13 protein-coding genes are annotated in these 19,376 nt (G+C 52.5%); 8 read left to right on the top strand and 5 right to left on the bottom strand.

Going from position 1 to position 19,376, the window contains the following annotated elements:
• The first annotated feature begins 48 nt into the window (after window positions 1-48).
• The 6 genes from JW984_10835 (at window position 49) to hypE (ending at window position 5,856) form a co-directional block, all read left to right on the top strand.
• Window positions 49-570, top strand: coding sequence for a HyaD/HybD family hydrogenase maturation endopeptidase (locus JW984_10835; protein ID MBN1573678.1), 522 nt, complete (start codon window positions 49-51; stop codon window positions 568-570).
• The gene (gene hypA, locus JW984_10830) at window positions 563-910 is read left to right on the top strand and encodes a hydrogenase maturation nickel metallochaperone HypA (protein MBN1573677.1); all 348 of its coding nucleotides are present in this window, start codon (window positions 563-565) and stop codon (window positions 908-910) included. Before JW984_10835 ends, hypA begins: the two co-directional genes overlap by 8 nt.
• Window positions 911-922: 12 nt before the next feature.
• Complete coding sequence (locus JW984_10825) at window positions 923-1,153, top strand: HypC/HybG/HupF family hydrogenase formation chaperone (GenBank protein ID MBN1573676.1); 231 nt, start codon at window positions 923-925, stop codon at window positions 1,151-1,153.
• Window positions 1,140-2,228, top strand: coding sequence for a hydrogenase formation protein HypD (hypD, locus tag JW984_10820; GenBank protein ID MBN1573675.1), 1,089 nt, complete (start codon window positions 1,140-1,142; stop codon window positions 2,226-2,228). The genes JW984_10825 and hypD overlap by 14 nt, the downstream gene beginning before the upstream one ends.
• Before the next feature lie 222 nt (window positions 2,229-2,450).
• Window positions 2,451-4,739 (top strand): carbamoyltransferase HypF, encoded by a 2,289-nt coding sequence (hypF, locus tag JW984_10815; protein ID MBN1573674.1) that lies wholly within the window; start codon window positions 2,451-2,453, stop codon window positions 4,737-4,739.
• A 118-nt stretch (window positions 4,740-4,857) separates the two neighbouring features.
• Window positions 4,858-5,856 (top strand): hydrogenase expression/formation protein HypE, encoded by a 999-nt coding sequence (gene hypE, locus JW984_10810; GenBank protein ID MBN1573673.1) that lies wholly within the window; start codon window positions 4,858-4,860, stop codon window positions 5,854-5,856.
• Window positions 5,857-6,424: 568 nt separating this feature from the next.
• Here the strand turns inward: hypE and JW984_10805 are convergent.
• Window positions 6,425-10,303, bottom strand: coding sequence for a PAS domain S-box protein (locus JW984_10805; protein MBN1573672.1), 3,879 nt, complete (start codon window positions 10,301-10,303; stop codon window positions 6,425-6,427).
• 235 nt (window positions 10,304-10,538) lie between these two features.
• Between JW984_10805 and JW984_10800 the strand changes: the two genes are divergently transcribed.
• A complete protein-coding gene (locus JW984_10800; GenBank protein ID MBN1573671.1) occupies window positions 10,539-11,756 on the top strand; it encodes a PLP-dependent transferase in 1,218 nt (405 codons plus the stop codon).
• A gap of 681 nt (window positions 11,757-12,437) precedes the next feature.
• Here JW984_10800 and JW984_10795 read toward each other — a convergent pair.
• The 3 genes from JW984_10795 to JW984_10785 all read right to left on the bottom strand — a co-directional run bounded on the left by JW984_10795 (window position 12,438) and on the right by JW984_10785 (window position 17,183).
• Window positions 12,438-13,301, bottom strand: a complete 864-nt coding sequence (locus JW984_10795) for a tetratricopeptide repeat protein (GenBank protein MBN1573670.1) — start codon at window positions 13,299-13,301, stop codon at window positions 12,438-12,440.
• Window positions 13,302-13,416: 115 nt separating this feature from the next.
• Window positions 13,417-15,819 carry a DUF853 family protein gene (locus tag JW984_10790; protein ID MBN1573669.1) on the bottom strand — a complete coding sequence of 801 codons (2,403 nt, stop codon included), beginning with the start codon at window positions 15,817-15,819 and terminating at the stop codon, window positions 13,417-13,419.
• 209 nt (window positions 15,820-16,028) lie between these two features.
• The gene (locus JW984_10785; GenBank protein ID MBN1573668.1) at window positions 16,029-17,183 is read right to left on the bottom strand and encodes a CapA family protein; all 1,155 of its coding nucleotides are present in this window, start codon (window positions 17,181-17,183) and stop codon (window positions 16,029-16,031) included.
• Window positions 17,184-17,464: 281 nt separating this feature from the next.
• On the opposite strand from JW984_10785, the gene JW984_10780 reads away from it, so the two are divergent.
• A complete protein-coding gene (locus tag JW984_10780; protein MBN1573667.1) occupies window positions 17,465-18,385 on the top strand; it encodes a hypothetical protein in 921 nt (306 codons plus the stop codon).
• A gap of 502 nt (window positions 18,386-18,887) precedes the next feature.
• Here the strand turns inward: JW984_10780 and JW984_10775 are convergent.
• Window positions 18,888-19,373: a hypothetical protein gene (locus JW984_10775; protein ID MBN1573666.1), complete on the bottom strand. Its 486-nt coding sequence runs from the start codon at window positions 19,371-19,373 to the stop codon at window positions 18,888-18,890.
• Window positions 19,374-19,376: the final 3 nt, after the last annotated feature.

Here is a 19,376-nt window from a genome sequence, read left to right as displayed (position 1 = left end):
GGGGGATATTTTATATCCCCCTTTTTCAATCGGCTTTTTTGATAAGCTATGAACAACTTATATCAGGCCGAACCCGTAAATATCACCGTGATGGGACTCGGCAACATACTCCTCGCCGACGAGGGCTTCGGCGTTCACTTCGTCAGGTGGTTCGGCAAACGCTACCGACTTCCCGACGACGTTATGCTGGTGGACGGCGGCACCCTCGGCTTCGGGCTTCTGGACATCGTAACGAGCACGAAACACCTCATCGTAATAGACGTCTTGAAGGCCGACGACGACCCCGGCTCCCTCTATCGCTTCAGCAGGGAAGAGATGGAGCTGAACATGCCGGAGCCGACCTCCGCCCACGAGGTGGAGTTCGTTGATATCCTGATTCAGGCCGAGATGATGGACAGCTGCCCCGAGGTCGTGTTCCTCTGCATAGTGCCGAAGGAATACGGCGGCGATTTGGACCTAAAGATGACGCCGCTCATGAGGGAAAAATTTCCGAAAGCCGAGGAGCTCCTCTTGAAGGAGCTGTCCAATCTCAACATAGTCCCGGAAAGCGTAAAGACAGACGATGCATGAGGTTTCCCTGATACAGTCGCTGATAAAAATCGTGGAGGAACATTCCGCAACCCACGGATTTAAAAAGGTCAGCTTGATGAGGCTCTCCTTTGGGCGCATGACCCACATAGAACCGAAGGCGCTCGAACTGGCGTTCAAGGTTCAGTCGGAGGGGACGGTTGCGTTCGGGGCGACCCTTGAGTTCAAGATACTTCCCGTTATAATATATTGTTTTAAGTGCAATAAAGAGTATGAAGTAGGCAGGTTTGAGTTTACAAAGTGTCCCGGGTGCGGGGCGGACGAGGTGCAGGTAGTGGGGGGGACGGAGGAGCTGCAACTTCTTGAGATGGACGTGGATTAGGAGAAAATAGATATGTGTATCGCATTTCCCGGAAAAATAATCTCGATCGACAAGGACAACTACGCCGTTATCGAGGTGGGGGGCGTCAAGAGGGAGGCCTCCCTCGACCTCGTCGACGAAGAGGTTGAGGTGGGAGATTACGTGGTCTGCCACGTGGGCTTTGCCATCCACAAGATAGACGAGGAGCTGGCAAAGGAGAAGCTCTCTTTCCTGCAGGAGCTGATAGACAATGAAATTTATTGACGAGTACAGGGACCCGAAGATCGCCAAGGGTCTCGTTTCGGCGATAAAAAGACGCTCCGAGAGGCTTAAAAGCAATATATCGATCATGGAGGTGTGCGGAACCCACACCCACTCGATAAACCGGTTCGGGATCAAAAGCCTTCTGCCGGAGAACGTCAGGCTCGTCTCCGGCCCAGGCTGTCCGGTCTGCGTCACATCGATACAAGATATAGACAGGGCGCTCTTTCTGGCAAAGGAGAAGGGCGTGATATTTACGACCTTCGGGGATATGATGAGGGTCCCTGGGACGGACGGGGCCTCCCTCGAGATGATGAGAAGCGACGGCGCAAATATAGCGGTCGTTTCATCCCCCTTAAACGCCGTCTCCCTGGCCGAAGAGAAGGCGGAAGCGGAGGTCGTGCTTTTGGGGATCGGCTTTGAGACCACGTCGCCCACGGTCGCCGCGGCGGTGATGTCGGCGAAAAAGAGGGGCCTTACAAACTTCTCCGTCTTCTCGGTTCACAAGGTCATCCCCCCCGCCATTAAGATACTCTTGGACGACCCGAAAATCAACGTGGACGGGTTTCTGTGCCCCGGCCACGTGAGCATAATCCTCGGAGCCGGTGCCTACTCCATCATCCCGGAGAAGGGGCGGGCGGCGGTGATTACCGGATTCGAGCCTCTGGATATACTCGAGGGGATACTGATGACGATTGACCAGATAGTTGAGGAGAGATTCGATGTCGAAATCCAATACAAAAGGGCGGTGAAGGAGGAGGGAAACCCGAACGCCAGGACAGTGATGGACGGGGTCTTCGACAGGGCGAACGCCACATGGCGGGGACTGGGGGAGATACCGGAGAGCGGCCTCGTCTTCAACTCCGAACATAGATCTTTCGACGCCCTTGAGAGGTTCAACGTCCCGGAAATCGAATCAAAAGAGGACGAGAGATGCTCCTGCGGTGAAATCTTAAAAGGGGTGATGAGCCCCGACGAGTGCCCACTCTTCGGAAGCGTATGCAACCCAAGAAATCCCGTGGGGCCCTGCATGGTCTCATCCGAGGGGGCCTGCAGCGCGTTTTACAAATACCGCTGATTATTATTCATATCATTTTAATCATATCAATATTATAATGATCCCGGAACTGATCAATATCTATAACAACTTTTTAAGCCATTAAATAAGATTTGGGAGAACATCGGTTTCTTACGGTGGAGACCGTTGACATATTTGATCTTCCGTTGGAAGGGGGGATTCTATTTATGATTCCCATTGGATCGGCGTGGGACTATTTTAACAGACTACTTTGACCTTACTATGATAAAGCGGATTAGAGTAAACGTAACGGGGATCGTGCAGGGGGTCGGATTCAGGCCCTTCGTCTACAACCTCGCCTCCGGCCTGGGGCTTGGGGGATTCGTCCTGAACGACTCGAAGGGGGTCACCGTGGAGGTCGAGGGGGATGACGCCGCAATCTCGGCGTTCCTTAATAGGTTCGAGACGGAGCCGCCCCCCCTGACTAAGATCGAGAGCGTCAGGACAGACACCCTGACGCCGACAGGCATTAAAAACGGGGAGTTCGTCATAGTCGAGAGTAAAAACACGGGCGTGAGGAGCGTTTTGATCTCCCCCGACATCGCCACCTGCGCCGATTGTCTCAAAGAGATGAACGACCCGGAGGACAGGAGATACAGATACCCCTTCATCAACTGCACGAACTGCGGCCCAAGGTACACCATAATCAAGGACATCCCTTACGACCGCGCCAGGACGACGATGGCGACCTTCGAGATGTGCCCGGAGTGCAGGCGTGAATACGAAGACCCGAAAAACCGGAGGTTTCACGCCGAGCCGACCTGCTGCCCCGTCTGCGGACCCAAAGTGGAGCTCCTCAACCGAAATGGCAACAAGATAATTTGTGAAAATCCGATAGATCATGCGGTTCAGCTCCTCTCGGAGGGGAAGATTCTCGCCGTCAAGGGTCTGGGGGGATTTCACCTCGCCTGCGACGCCGAAAACGACGAGGCGGTGGTAAAGCTTCGCAGGAGAAAAGAGAGGGACAAGAAGCCATTCGCCCTGATGGCAAGAGACATGGCCGCGATAAGGAGGATAGCGGAGGTCCCCGATTCTGCGGAAGAGATACTTGTCGGCACCGAGAGGCCGGTCCTCCTCCTGAAGAAGAGGGCGGACAGCAAACTCCCGGAGGAGATCGCCCCGAACAGCGCCTCCTTCGGTCTGATGCTCCCGTACACGCCGCTCCACCACCTCCTGTTAAAAAGTCCGCTTGACATCCTCGTCATGACCAGCGGAAACCAGAAGGACGAGCCTATCGCCTACGGGAACGCCGACGCGAAGGAGAGGCTGGGATTTTTGGCCGACTTCTTTCTGGTGCACGACAGGGATATCCACATCAGGACGGACGACTCCGTCTCAAGGTTCATCGCCGGAAAAAACAGGTTCATCAGGAGGTCGCGCGGCTACGCACCGTTTCCGGTGAAGATTCCCGTCGACACGTCCGGCGGCGAGATATTGTCCGTGGGGGCGGAGCTGAATAACACAGTGGGGCTGACCCGCGGTGAAAACGTATTTTTGAGCCACCACATAGGAGACCTCCAGAACGTCTCGGCATACGAGGCCTTCTTGGAAGCAACCGGCCACTTGAAGGGCATCCTCGAGGTTAGGCCTAAGTATATCGCCCACGACCTCCACCCCGACTATCTCTCCACCCGCTTTGTCAAGGAATCGGGCCTTATTCCGGTTCCGGTCCAGCACCACCACGCCCACATCGCGTCGGTCCTTGCGGAGACCGGATACACCGATAAGGTCATAGGCGTTTCTTTCGACGGCCTCGGCCTAGGCACGGACGGCGCCCTTTGGGGAGGGGAGTTTTTGATCTGTGATCTCGAAGAATTCGAGAGGGTTGGACACATCGCCCCAGTCCCCCAGCCGGGCGGGGACGCCGCGGCGAGGAGGCCCGACAGGATGGCCTATGTATATTTATTGAGGGCATTTGGAGACGAGGCTCCCTCCCTCTATCGGGAGCTTCTCCCCTCCCTTGACGATGGGGAGGTTTTGCTGATGACAGATATGATGGGAAAAGGGGTAAACAGCCCCCTAACGACCGGCGTGGGGCGCCTCTTCGACGCCGTTTCGGCCCTTATTGGCATATGCACGATAAACACCTACCACTCCCAGGCGCCGATGGAACTGGAGGCGACAGCCGAGAGGGAGCCGGGAGAGGAGGGACACTACCCCGCCGAGATAGTTGAGTCTGAAAACGGTGTTGCCTTCGTCGAGACGAACGGCATCATCAGGGGTATCGTCGACGACATAAGGAGGGGAGTCGGCGCCCCGGTGGTATCGGCCCGCTTTCACAACTCCGTGGCCGAATTTACCCTCGATATGACAAAGAGACTCAGGGACGCTGCATCTATATCGGCAGTAGCCCTCTCAGGTGGCGTCTTCATAAACCGCTTTCTGACGGAGCGCCTGGTGAAAATTCTAATGGAGGACGGCTTTGACGTCATGCTGAACGGCCGGGTTCCGGCCGGGGACGGCGGCATCGCTCTAGGGCAGGCGGCCGTCGCCGCGTGGAGGAACAGGTAAGCCGGGAGGCCCCCTTAAAAAAAGGGGGTCGGCAACGGGCGGGATTGGCCTTCGGCGTTTTTTAATAAACTACAGTATTTAAATATTCAACTGGAGTTCCCTTTAGAAAGGCGAGAATATGGAGAAAAAGAGAATAGTATTGGCCCACGGCGGCGGCGGGGTATTGACGCGGGAGCTCGTCGAGGAGATCATCGTTCCATCGATAGGGGGCAGCGTTTCCGCCCTCCCCGACGCGGCAAGGGTCCCCGGGGCGGAAGATCTCTACTTCACCACCGACTCCTTTGTGGTAAAACCCCTCTTCTTTAACGGGGGGAATATCGGGAGCCTGAGCATTCACGGCACGGTAAACGACCTGGCGGTGTCGGGCGCGGAGCCTGTCGCCGTATCTTTTTCTCTGATCATCGAGGAAGGCCTTGAGATGGACACCCTGAGGCGAATTGTCGAGTCGGCCGGAAGGGCGGCAGCGGAGTGCAGCGTCTCCATAATAACAGGCGACACAAAGGTGGTGGCGAGGGGGGATGCGGATCAGCTCTTCGTGAACACCGCCGGAATAGGGATTCGCCGTCATGATATGGGAAACCTCGGCATAAAAGAGGGGGACGCCGTCCTGATCAACGGCCCGATAGCGGAGCACGGGATAGCGGTGATGAGCAGGCGGAAGGGGATCGATTTCGACATCGAGATCGAATCGGACAGCGCGCCGGTCTGGCCCTACGTCAAGGCGCTTTTGGACGGGGGGGTCGATATCCACGCCATGAGGGACCCGACCCGGGGGGGCGTGGCGGCGACCCTGGTGGAGCTCTCCGGGGATCACGGGGTGACCACGGAGCTTTACGAGGATAATATCCCCGTAAGGGCGGAGGTCAGAGCCGCCTGCGAGATGCTGGGCCTCGATCCCCTTTCTGTTGCCAACGAGGGGAAGCTTCTGGTTTTCGTTTCCGCGAGCGACGCCGAAAAGGCCCTCGAGATATTGAGGGCGACAAGTGGGGGTGAAAACGCCGAGATCATAGGAAGGGCTGTTAAGCGCAGGGCGGTTTCGGTTTTTTTAAAGACCTGCTTCGGAGGAGAGAGGGTGGTGGAGATGCCCTACGGCGAGGAGCTTCCCCGAATCTGTTGAGGGCAATCATGCCTCATTATCGTAAGGGCGTCTCTCTTGTATCGAGTAAATGTCTCCTTGATGTTTCTTGTCCACTTCCGATCTCTTGTCCGCACCAATGGCTAAAGCAATTGCAAAGAGGCTGTTAAAAACCTGTTTTGAGAGGCCATCGATTGGAGCTTATGGAAAATTGATTACCCTTCTATCTTTAATAGAGGCGGCTTCACAGAATGGACCGAGCGCCTTAAAATACTGGCCTTGACACACCAAGCCCCAAAACGGCCGATTTCCTCGGCCTTTAAAAAGGCTTCCCGCACCATCAAGGGAAAAGAATGGCGGACGGACTTTAAAGTCCGCATTGTTTAAATGAATCAGATTCTAAAAAAACCGCCTTTCTCTCGGGCACGAAACAGCTGAATAAATTGAACAGAGTATCATCAAAAGAAGTCTTTATCAGTCGGAAATGATCTCAAGTTGACCCTGAGGGTTGATCCCTCCGATAATTCGATTCGTGAGTCGGAACCTATCTTGAAGCGGTAAAAACATTTGGGCACGGCAGGAAGGCTAAAACAGCAAAACAACGGCTTCTTCAATCTCCATGATTAAAAATCTCCCTGATCTTTTTAGTCAGGTTCAGTATGGAGACCGGTTTCTGAATGAAACCGTCGGCGCCGGCCTTGATTATATCGCCGACCTGTCCGTTTTCGCTGTAACCGGAAGACAGAAGGACCCTTATGTCGGGCTCCATCTCCTTGACCTTTTCCAATATCTCCCCGCCGCCCATGTCCGGCATGACTACATCGAGGATAATCAGGTCGATCTCCTTTCCTTTCTCCTCGATTATATCTATCACCTCTTTGCCCCCCTCGGAGATAATGACCTCATACCCGAGCTCATTTAGTATTTCTCCCCACATATCTCTTACGACCTTCTCGTCATCCACAAGGAGTATTGTCTCATCCCCCCCCAAAGATGCATCTTCATAAGTCAAGTCGTTCTCTTCAACCTCTTCTTCGATGGCGGGGAAATAGAGCCGAAAGGTAGTTCCTTCTCCCACCTCACTGTACACGGTGATAATCCCCTGGAGGTTTTTCACGATGCCGTAAACCGTTGCGAGTCCCATCCCTGATCCCCCGGCATGTTTTTTCGTCGTAAAGAAAGGCTCGAAGATGTGATCTATGATGTCCGGGGCTATTCCGGTTCCGGTGTCCGTTACCGACAGCACAACGTAATTCCCGACCTTGGCGTCAAGGTGGGTTTTGACGAAATGTTCGTCGACGATCTGATTATTCGTCTCGATTATGATCTTGCCTCCTCCGGGCATGGCGTCCCTGGAGTTTATACACAGATTCAGGAGGCATTGCTCAAGCTGTCCAACATCGCCTTCCGCCGTACAGAGTTTCTTTTCAAGATTGACTACCACCTCTATCGTCTTGTCAATCGTTCCAGTCACAAGGGGGATTACCCTCTTGACCACGGAGTTCATATTTACCTTGACCCGTTTGTAGTCTCCGCCCCGGGCGATATTCAGCAGCTGACGCGTCAACTCCGACGCCTTCACCGTGCTTTCATGAATGGTCTTTAGGGCCTTATAGTCTGGATCACCCTCTTTTCTCTTTCCCAGCAGATATTCCGAATAACCCATGATTCCCACGAGTATGTTGTTGAAGTTATGCGCCATCCCGCCCGCAAGGGTGCCGATCGCCTTCATCTTCTGCGCCCTGAGGAGCTGCTCCTCCAGCTGTTTTCTCTCCGTAATGTCCCTGATAATTCCCTGATATCCGACGATACTCCCATCCTTGCCCCTTCTCAAGGTCGATGTCAAGAGACAATCTAACGCTGTTCCGTCCTTTTTCTTAAACACTATGCTGTAGTCCTTTACAAATCCCTTTTCTTGAATTTCTCTCTGGAAGTTGTCCCTATCCTTCTTGTTCTTGTAAAGATCCTTTACATTCCTATCCTTAAGCTCTTCGATACCGTATCCAAAAATCTCCTCGGCCGCAGGATTGATGTCCAAAAACTCTCCCTCGATATTGGTAAGGTAAATGACATCCTTGGAGGATTCAAACATATTTCTGAACTTTTCTTCCGACTCCCTGATCATCTCTTCGGCCATTCTCCTCTCGGTAATATCCCTCCCTATTCCATGAACCTCTATTATCCTGTCACCCTCCCATATCAACCTCTCTCGCATTTCGGAGACCTTCAAATTGCCTTTGTTGTCTATAAACTGAAACTCGAAGGTTCCCACGTCTTCACCTCGAAGCTGTCTTTTAAATATCTCTGCGGCATATTCATAAGATTCAGGGGTAATGAGATCCTTGAAATTCTTGCCCACAAAGTCCTCCTCGGTATAGCCTGCAAATTCAACGAGTGCCTTGTTATAAAACTTAAATTTACCTTCTCCATCCGCTATATAAATCATATCATCTATGTTTTCCACGAGATCCCTGTATTTTTTCTCCGACTCCACCAAGGCCTCTTCGGTCTTCCTTTTTTCCGTGATATCACCAAAAGTCCCCTGAAAACCGATTATATCTTCACCCTTTTTTATCACGTTGGAATTCCCCTCAACCAACCGTTTCTCCCCGTCTTTCCTGACGGCGGTGAGAACGAAATCCTTTACGGGCATACCCGCGCGATAAAGAATATTGTACGTCTCCAGAACCTTATCCACTTCTTCCGGGATCAACAACTCCTTGAAGCTTCTCCCTATCAGCTCATCGATTTTGTAGCCGGTAAGGGCTTCCATCGCCGGATTCGCCGAGGTAAAGTTTCCCTTGACATCAACGGTAAAAACGGAATCTATGGAGTTCTCAAAGAGGTTTCTCCACTTTCCCTCCGATTCACGGAGCGCCTCTTCGGCCTCCTTGCGCTCCTTGATATTCCTTATAAAGCAGAGGGCCGCCGGTCCCCCCTCCCACTCGATCGTTGCCACGTTGATCTCAACGGGGATAACATCACCGTTTCTCTTGACTCCCCGAAATTCATAAGTAGACGGCACACCCTCGCCCCTCATTCTCCTCAGGTGCATATCTCTAACCATCTCAATATCGTCGGGATGAATAAAATTTACAAAGTTCATCCTTTTTATCTCATCCTCGGTAAATCCCAACATGTCCGGGAGTCTCTTGTTGAAAAACGCGATTTTGTCATACTTGACGACGCATATTACATCATTGGACGTCTCGATTAAGGTCCTATATCTCTCCTCCGAATCCTTAAGTTGAACAAGGAGCTTCTCCCGCTCCTCCTCGACCTTTTTTCTTTCGCTTATGTCGATGATGACGCCCTGAATGGCGTTCTCTCCCAGATATTCCAGGGTATTACCGTAGATTAATATAGGAATGACCTCGCCGTTCTTTTTGATCATCTTGATTTCGTAGCCCGACGGCACATCCTCCCCCTTGGCCCTCCGGCTCGCCCGCTCTATCGTCAGCTCCCTGCTGTCTTCATGAATGAACTCTATGACGTTTCTCCCCACAAGCTCTTCCGGCTCATCGTATCCGAGAAGGTGGGCGCCCTCCCTTCCGCAATATATAATCTCCCCGTTGACATGAATAAAAATCCCCACGGGGACGTTGTCGGCGATCAGTCTGTACTTCTCCTCAGACCTGAGGAACTCTTCCTCCACTACCTTTTTGACCGTTATATCCCTCATCACAGTGACAATACGATTTACCTCCCCGCCATCTATGATGGGAATAATCCTCATATCCATTATATATCTATTTCCCTCAATAGAAAATTCATCCTCTCTAACGATGGTCTGGCCGGTATCAAAGACGGCCCTGCATTCTTCCCTTATCTTATCGGGCAGAAATGGAAGGAGATCAAAGACGTTTTTACCTATCATCTTTTTTCTTTTCAATCCAAGATCTCTGTACCAATCAACCATAACACTGTTTACAAGGACTATATCTAAATTTGTATTAAGAACAAATATGATGTCGCCCAGGTGATCCATGGTTATCCGGTAGCGCATCTCAGACTCTACGACGTCCCTCAAAGCCTTTTTATATTCGGTGGTTTCGATACATGATGCAACGATGGCCGATACATCTCTCCCCTCATCTTTTACCGCGGACTGTGACATCAAGACGAAAAACGTCGATCCATCCTTCCTCCTCCCAATAAGCTCCCCCTGCCAATAACCATTCTCCGAAATGTCCTCAATGGCCGTATTCAAGTCCTCTTCACTCCTTTCGGTGAAAAACTCAACAAAATCCCTCCCTATCATTTCTCCACCGTAATCATAATTCCACATTTTAACCACGGCGGAATTGACATACTTCAACTTCCAGTCCCTATCGATTATCGCAATTCCCCCGAGGGAATCCTCCACCGCCTGAAGGATCGTCTCCTTCTCCCTCTTGGATATTATGTGTTTATCAAGCTCCCTTGTCAGGTCTTCTATCTTTTTTTTGAGCTGGAAGTTTTCTTCCTTCAGTTTTTCGAGCGCTTCCATAAACTACCTTCCCCCGATTAGATTCAAAATTGCAGTAGATAATTTACTAAAAAAAGTAGTGATATTCTTATTTTGCAAATTAATAGTATCAAATAGAAACTTTTATTTCAAATATTCTTTTCCAAACCAATATAAAAATACTTTTTGCAGATAAAATTGAAACGATACAAAACAATATTGCCCGATCCGGCTTTTTCTGCTATAAGGGAAAAGTACCTTTTAACAGGAGATACTCGTGGTTGAAAATTCAGACAAAAAGCTGCGATTCGACACTCTATGTGTACACTCGGGGGAGGGCACGGACACCGATTCAAAGGCGATCCGGCGTCCAATACACATGGCAAACTCGTATGAATTGCCCACGGACGTGGAGGAGATCATGAAGGTGTTGGATTGGGACAACCTCGACAAATTCAACTACACCCGCGAGCACAGCGTCACCCCCCGTCATCTCGAGGAGAAGCTGGCCGAGCTGGAGGGGGGAGAGGACTGCGTGGTGTCCGCCAGCGGGATGGGGGCGATCTCCGCCGTCTTGTGGACTCTACTGAACGCCGGGGATCACATCGTGGCTTCGGAGGTGTGTTACACCGGGACGCAGAAGCTCCTGGGCTTTCACCTCAAACGCTTCGGCGTGGACGTGAGCCTCGTGGACACTATGGATACCGAAGAGGTCAGGGCGGCGGTCAGGAAAGACACAAAGGTGGTCTACATCGAGACCCCCGGAAACCCAATAGTATCGATCAGCGACATCGAAGAGATCGCCAAAATCGCCCATTCGGTCGGCGCACTCCTCGTTGTCGACAGCACATGGTCGGGGCTGGTCAACCAAAAACCGTTGGTGCTTGGGGCCGATGTAGTGATCCACAGCGCAACCAAATATATCAACGGCCACGGCGACTCCCTGGCCGGCGCCGTAATAGGGAAAAAATCCTTTCTTAAGGAGGTTAGGGAGGCGGGGATAGTCCACCTGGGGGCATGTATAAGCCCCTTTAACGCGTGGCTCGTCCTGCGGGGCTCGGTGACGCTCCCCTTGAGGATGAAAAAGCACTCCGATAACGCCATGAAGGTGGCGAAGTTTCTTCAGTCCCACGAAAAGGTGAACATCGTCCGCTACCCCGGGCTTGAAAGTCATCCCCAGCACGAACTCGCTAAGAAACAGATGACCGGTTTCTCGGGGATGTTGAACTTCAACCTGAAATGCGAGCTCATGGAGAACTTCGATTTTCTGAGCAGGCTGAAGATCATCACCCACGCAGTTTCTCTGGGACACGACCAGTCCCTGATCTTTTTTCTGCCCACGTTCTTTTTCTTCGAGGACATGGTGGTGTTCAACAACGCCCAGAAGGAGAAATACACAAAGCTAATGGGTGATGGGATATACCGGCTGAGCGTGGGAATAGAGGACGCGGATGACCTGATCGACGATCTCAAACAGGCGCTGGAGGGAGTTTAGCAACGGTATTGAAATCCTTCGGTCGAGACAGGGATGTTGTTGGGATTTGAGGGGAGATGGTTTTAAACCGAGAGAGCGGCTGCTAAAGCCGAATGTAATATCATCCAAGTTATGGGGATTTGGGAGAGAAAACGGTTTCATTCGGCGGCGGATCAAAGGCCGGGGTAAGGCCGGTATTTCAAGACAATTCAGCATAACAAAAAAGCGGGGGAAAGCCCGCTTTTTACAACAACAGAAGCCGAGTTTAGTTCAACAACTGCAATAAACAACTACTCCGCTTTATAAGACTACCCCTCACCCCCTCGATCCAACTCAAAGGTACGGCTGAATCCACCACACCACCTACCGGCCGACTCACTCAACTTTCTGCTTTCCCTAAATTACTACCAGCCCCTAAACTGCAGACGTTACCGACTCCCTACTCCCCCCATCGACTTGCCGCTGTCCTAATCAACCCCATCCCCCACTTGCCTGAATCCCCCAACTTACCACTCATCCGGCCTCCTAATCCTCGACTTGCCTCCGTCCCCAATCCTCTAATAACCCCACAACCTACCTACGTCACCAACATGCTGCTGTCAGTCGGCCTGAATATACTCCCCATTCCCTGATCGGTGATTTTATAAATTGAGGCCAAACCCCCTAAATATCGGAATGGCCGATCAAAGCAATTTAGACACGCTATCCCCTTCTCCCCCTCTCTTTTATTACACCCATTAGAAGCAACATGAAAAGGAGCATTTCGGCGTTGCCCGACTTTCCCGAAAAATCCCCGCCCTCGTCCCTTCCCATTATATCGTCGTATATCTCGTTTACCCGCTGGTTTTGAGGATCCATGCGAAGCGCCTTCGTTATCTCCTCCCTTGCCTCGACGATCCACCCCCTCTCCGCCATGGAGAGGGCCAAGTAGGCCCGGGTCAGGGGGTCGTCCGGATTATTCGCGGTGAGGTGTTTAAACGTGTTGAAGGCTTCGTCGATCATGCCCATGTAGCCGTAGCATATTCCCAGCTGGAACTCCCAATCGCCGTCCGTGGGGCTGTCGGAAAGGTAGCGGGAGATCTCAACGGCGGCGTCTTCGAACATTCCCATGTTCATCAGGGTGTAGCCAAGCCTCGCGTTGATATAGCTGTTTTCTGGGTCCTGAGACTTCAGCGTTCTGTAGTGCTCCACCGCCTCGGAAAAGCGCTCCTCCCTTTCCAAAAAATGCCCGAAGGATATCTGAACGGAGATATTATCCGGCTCGTAGTTGAGCGCCTCCAAAATAAATTTCTTGGCCAGGTCGTTCCGATCCAGGAGGAGGGAGGCGTCGGAAAGCCCCGATAGGACGTCGGCGTCGCCGTAAGAGAGTTCGTTTGCGATCGAGAAATAATAGAAAGCCTCTTCCCCCTCCTTCAAGTTTAAGGCGGAACACCCCATCAGATAGTAGATGTCGGGATCGTCCGGAAATCTCTTCACAGTCTCTTTCAATAGCGCCAGCGCTTGGGTGTGAAAGTTTAGATCTATCAACTCCCCGGCCGTATCCAATATCTTGTCAAGATCATCCATTTGTTGAAAAACCTCTCGAAAAAAAATTCAGGGCCTTTCGTGGCAGCAGTTCAGGGAAATTTTCTATCTGCAATTATACTACTTATATTACGGACAACAAAGAATATTCGTACCATTAAAGGGGAATCCACAAAATTCCGAAATCCAGGAGGTAAATGTCGTTTTTCTCAAGCGTAATATCGACCTGCTCGATCTCCTCCGTCTTTTTCAGGGCGTCCTCCTTTATGGAATCTATCTCGGCCTCCAGCTCATAGGTCAGTTGCTTCAGCTCCTCCTTGAACTCCGTTATCTCGGCCTCGGTGCTCTCCATCATCCCCTTCGCCTTTCTGGTCATCCTCCTCTTGGAGGTCGCCGTTGTTAGACCGCTTCTCCTCTTCCCCAAAACGAGGCCGAGGATAGTCTCCCCCGCGGACAGGAACTCCTCCCTCTTCCTCTCGCTGTACTCCATTTCCCGCATGTTGAGCTCCCGCTCCTCCTTCTTTATCCTCTTCTCGATCGTGTCAATCTTCGTTCTATATTTATCGGCGATCTTTTCCACCTCGGCATCAACCGCATCCTCGGCGATACCTTTAAGCCTCTCTACAAAGTCCTCCCTCTTTTCGCCGAACTCGGACAGCGCGTCGAAATTGGAATTTTTAAAGAGGGTTGCCTTCTCTCCGATGAACAGGTGATCTATGAAATCATCCGATATCTTCTTCAATATCCCCTTCTTGACACACCATTGGGGTATAGGCTTGAAGCCGACGACGTTCTCCTTCGGAATCGGGAGATCGTCTCTGATCTGACCCTCCCCGTCTTCGCCCGTCGGGATTCCAATCGCTTCATCCCATCCCCCCTCCCTCTCCCCGAGGGGGAAGATGACCTTTGCGATCTCCCTCTTTTGGGAGATATTTTTCTTCTCCACGTCGAACTTCGCCTCGGCCCTCGCCATGATCGCGGGCACCATGCTGAATCCCTTCTCGTCCGTGGTCTCTTTCGTCGGGACAAGGTTTGCGAAGGTAGGGTATGCGTCGCTGTTGGGGGCGATGAAAAAATTGGGCACTCCCTCGATCTTCGGGGGCGTGGGGAGAAGGGTTTCTCCGGCTGTGGTTTCATCCGCCTTCTCCGGGACGGAAGCGGCATCCGGTAAGTAGGCGGCCGGGAGGTCCTTGAGCCTCCCCTTGGAGATCGGCCCCCTCAGGTAGGAGATGGCCCACCGGGTTTGGAAGAGGACGGGGGCCTTCTCGTGGACGTTGTGGCACAAAAACACCCTCTTTTTGAGGCCCGAGATAAGGTCGTCGAGCACGTCTGCCGGCGGGGCGGCCTTGGAGGCATAAGACAATCCCTCGATGAGGCGACCCTTGTCCTGCTTCGTCTGGAGCCTCCCTATGAACCATGTGCCGGCGTTCGTCAACGCCTTGTAGTCCAGGTCTACCGGGTTCTGGGTCGCCAAGAGCAGACCCACCCCGAAGGCCCTCGCCTGTTTCAGGAGGGTCATGATCGGCTTCTTGGTCGGGGGGTCTTTCGGATGGGGCGGGAGCATTCCCAGCGCCTCGTCCACGTAGACCATCGTCCTCAACTCGCTCGTCCCCTCCTGTCCCATCATCCAGGAGATCAGATTCGAGAGGAGGATCGTTACGAAAAACTGCCGCTCGTCCTCGTTGAGGTGGGCTATGTAGAAGATGGAAACCCCAGGCTTGTTGCCGTTCGGCCTCAACAAGAGGTCTATGGAGAGGGGCGGGCCCTTCCGCCACGCCTCGAACGTCGGCGAGGCCACGATGTTGTTCAGGGACATGGCCAGCTCGAACCGCTCCGACCTCGGGTAGAATGTCTCGAGATCGAAGACCCCGACCTTCTTCATGGGAGGGTCCGCGATAAAGGTTATTATCTTTTCGAGATTGAGGTCCTGGCCACGCTCCCAGCAGTCCTCCCATATCTTGGAGAGGAGGATGTGCTCGCGGCTCTTGATCGGATCCGCCTCGATGCCCACAAGGGACAGGAGCGCCGAGACCGAACCGGAGATGAGATCCCTCATCCTCTCCTCGTCTCCGCCGCCCCCCTTGGGGATTCTGAAGGAGCTGAGGACGTTTACCGGGACCGCGGCGGCGCTTCCGGGGGTGAAGACGGTAAAATCGCACGTGTCCTTCAGCTTCCTGATCCTGTCGGGCGTAATCCCCCACTCCCCGTGGCCCTTCTTCCAGAGGGCGGCTGTCGATTTCGCCTCCTCCTCGAGCCCCCCTTCACCCCCCTTGATCTGGGACGGGTCTATCCAGGGGAGGTAGTCCTCAGGCCTGTAGTCGGGAAAGGTAAGCAGCAAGTTTGCCATCTCCCCCTTCGGGTCGATGATAATCTGGGGGATTCCCTGAAGCGCCGCCTCCTCGAGCATTATCATGGAAAGCCCCGTCTTTCCCGATCCGGTCATCCCGAGGATTACGCCGTGGGTGTTGAGGTCTTTCGGGTCGTAGGTGATCTGGTTGTCTGTAACCTTATCCGTCTTCGGATCGTACTCTTTTCCGAGATAAAAATTTCCTTCGCTCAAAATAAATTTTCCTTATTTAGTTACAATATCTTGAGGCGATATCAGAGAATTTGTATGGATTTATAAATTCGCCCCAACCGTGGGAGACAAATATATTCTCCCCAAAACCAAGTTTTTATCCCCGCATATTCAATATTGTATCAGTATACCACAAATCTTGAAACCATTCCTAAAGGATCGTCCCCCTCCCCCCGTAAAAACGGATAAGCTCAATCGACCGGCGCCTCCGACCCTTCGCTCAGCCCGCCGCCGTAGGGGAGCTTTTGTGCATCGTCCTTTCTGTCGAAGAAATCCACGGAGTAGGAGATATCCCAGACGTGGGAGATGATCTCTTCTGCCAGCTCACCCTCGGCCAACTCGGGCTGATAGCCCACCTTGACAGGGATCATCTCGAACGACTTGACGCCGTCCTTTGTGACGGTGAGTACAAGGATGATGCTCAGCTTCTTCCACCTGGAGTGCTCCGAGCTCTGGTGGAAGGCGAAGTTGCCCAGCGAGTATACGATAAAGGTCCCGTTGTAGACCTCGAACCCCTGGGGGACGTGTGGGTGGTGACCCAGGATTATGTCCGCCCCGCAGTCGGCAATCCCGTGGGCGAGGTCAACGGTCAGTTCGCACGGCCTGTCTTTGTACTCCCAGTCCCAGTGGGCGCTCACCACGACCACGTCGGCCTGCTCCTTGGCCTCTCTTATCTTCGGCCCCAGCCTTTCCTTCAGCGTCTCCTTGTTCAGCCACGCGAGATACTTGAAGGCCTTGTGGTCCGGGTACTCGCCGTAGTTGAAGATATTGGCCACCGCCAGAAAGGCAACCTTTATACCGTTCACCTCCATTATCACTGGGGCGTAGGCGTGGTCGAGGTCTTCGCCGACCCCCACGCTCAATATCTCCACTTTATCCAAGTGTTCTATCGTCTCGAAGAGGGCTTCCTTTCCGTAGTCCCAGATGTGGTTGTTGGCCATGGAGACGATGTCGAATCCGGCGTTTTTGAGGCTGTTTGCCGCGTCCGGCGGCGCCGTGAAGCGCCACACCCCGCTCTTTGTCTCGCCTCCCTGGTCGGATATGGTGCTCTCGAGGTTGGCGAAGGCGATGTCCGCCCCGGAGATTATATCCTTGGTCTTCTCAAAGGCGTAGTCGGTCTTCCCCTCGAGGATGATCTTCCCCGCCTTCCTGCCGAGGTTTATGTCGCCCACCGCCAGAAGGGTGAACTCCCTCTCCTCCTCGACAACCTCCCCGGGGACGCCCACCTCCCTCAGGGGCACGCACCCGGGAACAAAAACTACGATTAAGAGAAAGATTGTCCCAAAGAGCAGGACTCCGTGGTGAAGTCCGCCTCCTTTTTTCAAAAGTCTTTTTTCAAAAGCCATTCTTTACCTTTCCCGCTCCCTCTTGACTTATAAAAACACAACATATAGAATAGTATCAGAGATCGCACAAAAAGAAAACCGTTTTTTTCAAAAGGGGGGGCCGGGCAATGTGGTGTGGAGGGGGAGGGAGGGGAAGTGGGAGAGGGGAGTAAGGCATTGTAGATAGGGAAAGGTGCGATCTGATTCAAGGGAAACCGTAATTAACAGAAAACAGGCAGGTAAAAAAGGTGACAAAATTGGAATCTATCGGCAAATTGAAAATTGCGAGGCTTAAAATCTTTTTGGCTTTAACGACTCTTATCTTAATAGTTTCCGGGTGCGCAACACCCCCCAAGAAGACCGAATACATTCCCCCGTATTCCCCGGGGTACGGAGTCTTTCTAAATTACATCATCGCCGAGGGGCTCGAAGGCTCCATGGAAAGGCTCAAGGGGGCTCCTCCCGAGTCCCTGCCGCCCTACTACGAAAAGCTCTTCGAGGACGGGAGGCTGACGATCGCCCTCGCCATCGGGACGGAGGACCTCGTAAACGGCTTTTACGATGAAAAGGGAGGGGGAGACCTCCTGAAAATATTCGTTGGGGAATACACCGCCCCGGTGAAGCTCTACGGCAGGGATATAATTATCGATGCGGTTGTGGTAAACAACAGGGAGGATCTGATAAAGGCCCTGGGAGAGAGGGAGGTCGTCTTCGTCTACTCCCACTCCCGCTACGGGAACGGCTGGGCGCTCCACAGCGACGGCCTCGACGAGCCGTTCAGGATGCAGTCGGACCCGATAAGGATTCCGAAGAAACAGCTTCACGGCTACGAGGGAGACATCGTCAGCGAGTCCGCCACCCACTACTATCTCAGGCCGAACACCCAGGACATCGACATGGTTGTCCCCTATCCCGGCTTTCAGATCATAGTCGGCCTCTCCTGCACCAGCCAGGGGCACTTCCAGAAGGAGCTTCTCAAGATGAGGAACGGCAATCCCTCCCTCTTTGTCCTCACCACGGGGGCGGGCAGTTTTCTGGAGATGAGGTTCAAGATATTCAAGACCTTTTTGGCAGGGCTTACCCTGGGACTTCCGATGGATAAGATCGTCTCCGACATGAACGACACGTGGCAGAGGATACCGGATGAGTTCTTCAAGGAGCACGGCATACGCTACAGCTGGAGGCCTAAGAGGGTGATAAAGCTGTCGTACAGCGATATTTGAGCGGAGGAGTTGAGGTTTTTAAGCCTACGGGGGCATTTATGCGGTTAGGGTTTTCCGCTCACATATTGAAAGTCGAAAACAGGGGAGAGGAAATATTTAGTGTCTGAGTTTGAAAACATTTTTGGCAGTCCCTTCCTGACATTCTACAAAACGGGAAAACGGCGAAAAGCCGGCGACAGGTTGATCCACTCAATCCATTTAGAATCCCTTTCTTTTCATGAATCAAGATTCTTGATTCATGGATAGGTTTTCAATCGGGGTGCGGGAGAACAGGACGGACAGCGTATTATCCCTTTTTTACTTTTTGCCCGCCGATTTTCTTAATCAAGTCGGCCGACGAAATTTCGTCATCGTCTCAATGTAGGGCCGGCGGGGGGCCGTCATTAAAATTCGCTGAGGCTATATTTAAATATCCAATTGGGACTTCCGATTGAAATCACGTAATTCCTCGTCCAACGGAAACATCGGAGAGAAGTAGGTTCAAAACAAACACGATGTCCCCCTACTCAAGGGAGTTCAGCTCCTCTTCCACCCTCGATGCCCCCTCGAGGTCGTCCAGCTCTATATAGATCGAATAGGCATAGCCGTAGACACTTTTCGCATAATCGATTCTCCCCAGCTCTTTCAGAAGTCCCGCCATTTCAAACGCCTGCTTGGCCTGGTCTTCCTTCGATACCCCTTCCGGGTGTTTTTTTGCGTAGTCAAGGGCCTCCATGTACGTCGATAGTGCGGCATCGACGTTGCCGCCGAGATAGTAAGCGCCGGCGATATACGGGTAGATGCTGAAGGCTGTGAATGTATGTCCCGCCTTGTCGTAATTATCCATCGCCTTTTTAAACTCGATAACGGCAAAGGAGAGCTTGCCGTCTCCCATGAGCTTCTTTCCGTAGTTAAAGGACGTCTCTGCATCCTCGAGTAGCGGATTCACCGTAACGCAGGTTGCCAGAAAAAAACATAATAAAAGAACTGTAAATAGAGATCTTTTCATAAG

This window comes from Candidatus Zymogenus saltonus (genome assembly GCA_016929395.1).
In the GTDB taxonomy this organism is placed as follows: Bacteria; Desulfobacterota; Zymogenia; order Zymogenales; family Zymogenaceae; genus Zymogenus; species Zymogenus saltonus.
Note: the sequence above shows the minus strand (reverse complement) of the source record. Positions and strands in the feature narration are given on the sequence as shown.

Excerpts from the sequence above, each read along its gene's own strand:
- JW984_10775 (MBN1573666.1), bottom strand. The coding sequence starts at position 19,373 with ATGAAAAGATCTCTATTTACAGTTCTTTTATTATGTTTTTTTCTGGCA.
- JW984_10795 (MBN1573670.1), bottom strand. The coding sequence starts at position 13,301 with ATGGATGATCTTGACAAGATATTGGATACGGCCGGGGAGTTGATAGAT.
- hypA (MBN1573677.1), top strand. The coding sequence starts at position 563 with ATGCATGAGGTTTCCCTGATACAGTCGCTGATAAAAATCGTGGAGGAA.
- hypF (MBN1573674.1), top strand. The coding sequence starts at position 2,451 with ATGATAAAGCGGATTAGAGTAAACGTAACGGGGATCGTGCAGGGGGTC.
- JW984_10805 (MBN1573672.1), bottom strand. The coding sequence starts at position 10,303 with ATGGAAGCGCTCGAAAAACTGAAGGAAGAAAACTTCCAGCTCAAAAAA.
- JW984_10825 (MBN1573676.1), top strand. The coding sequence starts at position 923 with ATGTGTATCGCATTTCCCGGAAAAATAATCTCGATCGACAAGGACAAC.
- hypE (MBN1573673.1), top strand. The coding sequence starts at position 4,858 with ATGGAGAAAAAGAGAATAGTATTGGCCCACGGCGGCGGCGGGGTATTG.
- JW984_10785 (MBN1573668.1), bottom strand. The coding sequence starts at position 17,183 with ATGGCTTTTGAAAAAAGACTTTTGAAAAAAGGAGGCGGACTTCACCAC.
- JW984_10835 (MBN1573678.1), top strand. The coding sequence starts at position 49 with ATGAACAACTTATATCAGGCCGAACCCGTAAATATCACCGTGATGGGA.
- hypD (MBN1573675.1), top strand. The coding sequence starts at position 1,140 with ATGAAATTTATTGACGAGTACAGGGACCCGAAGATCGCCAAGGGTCTC.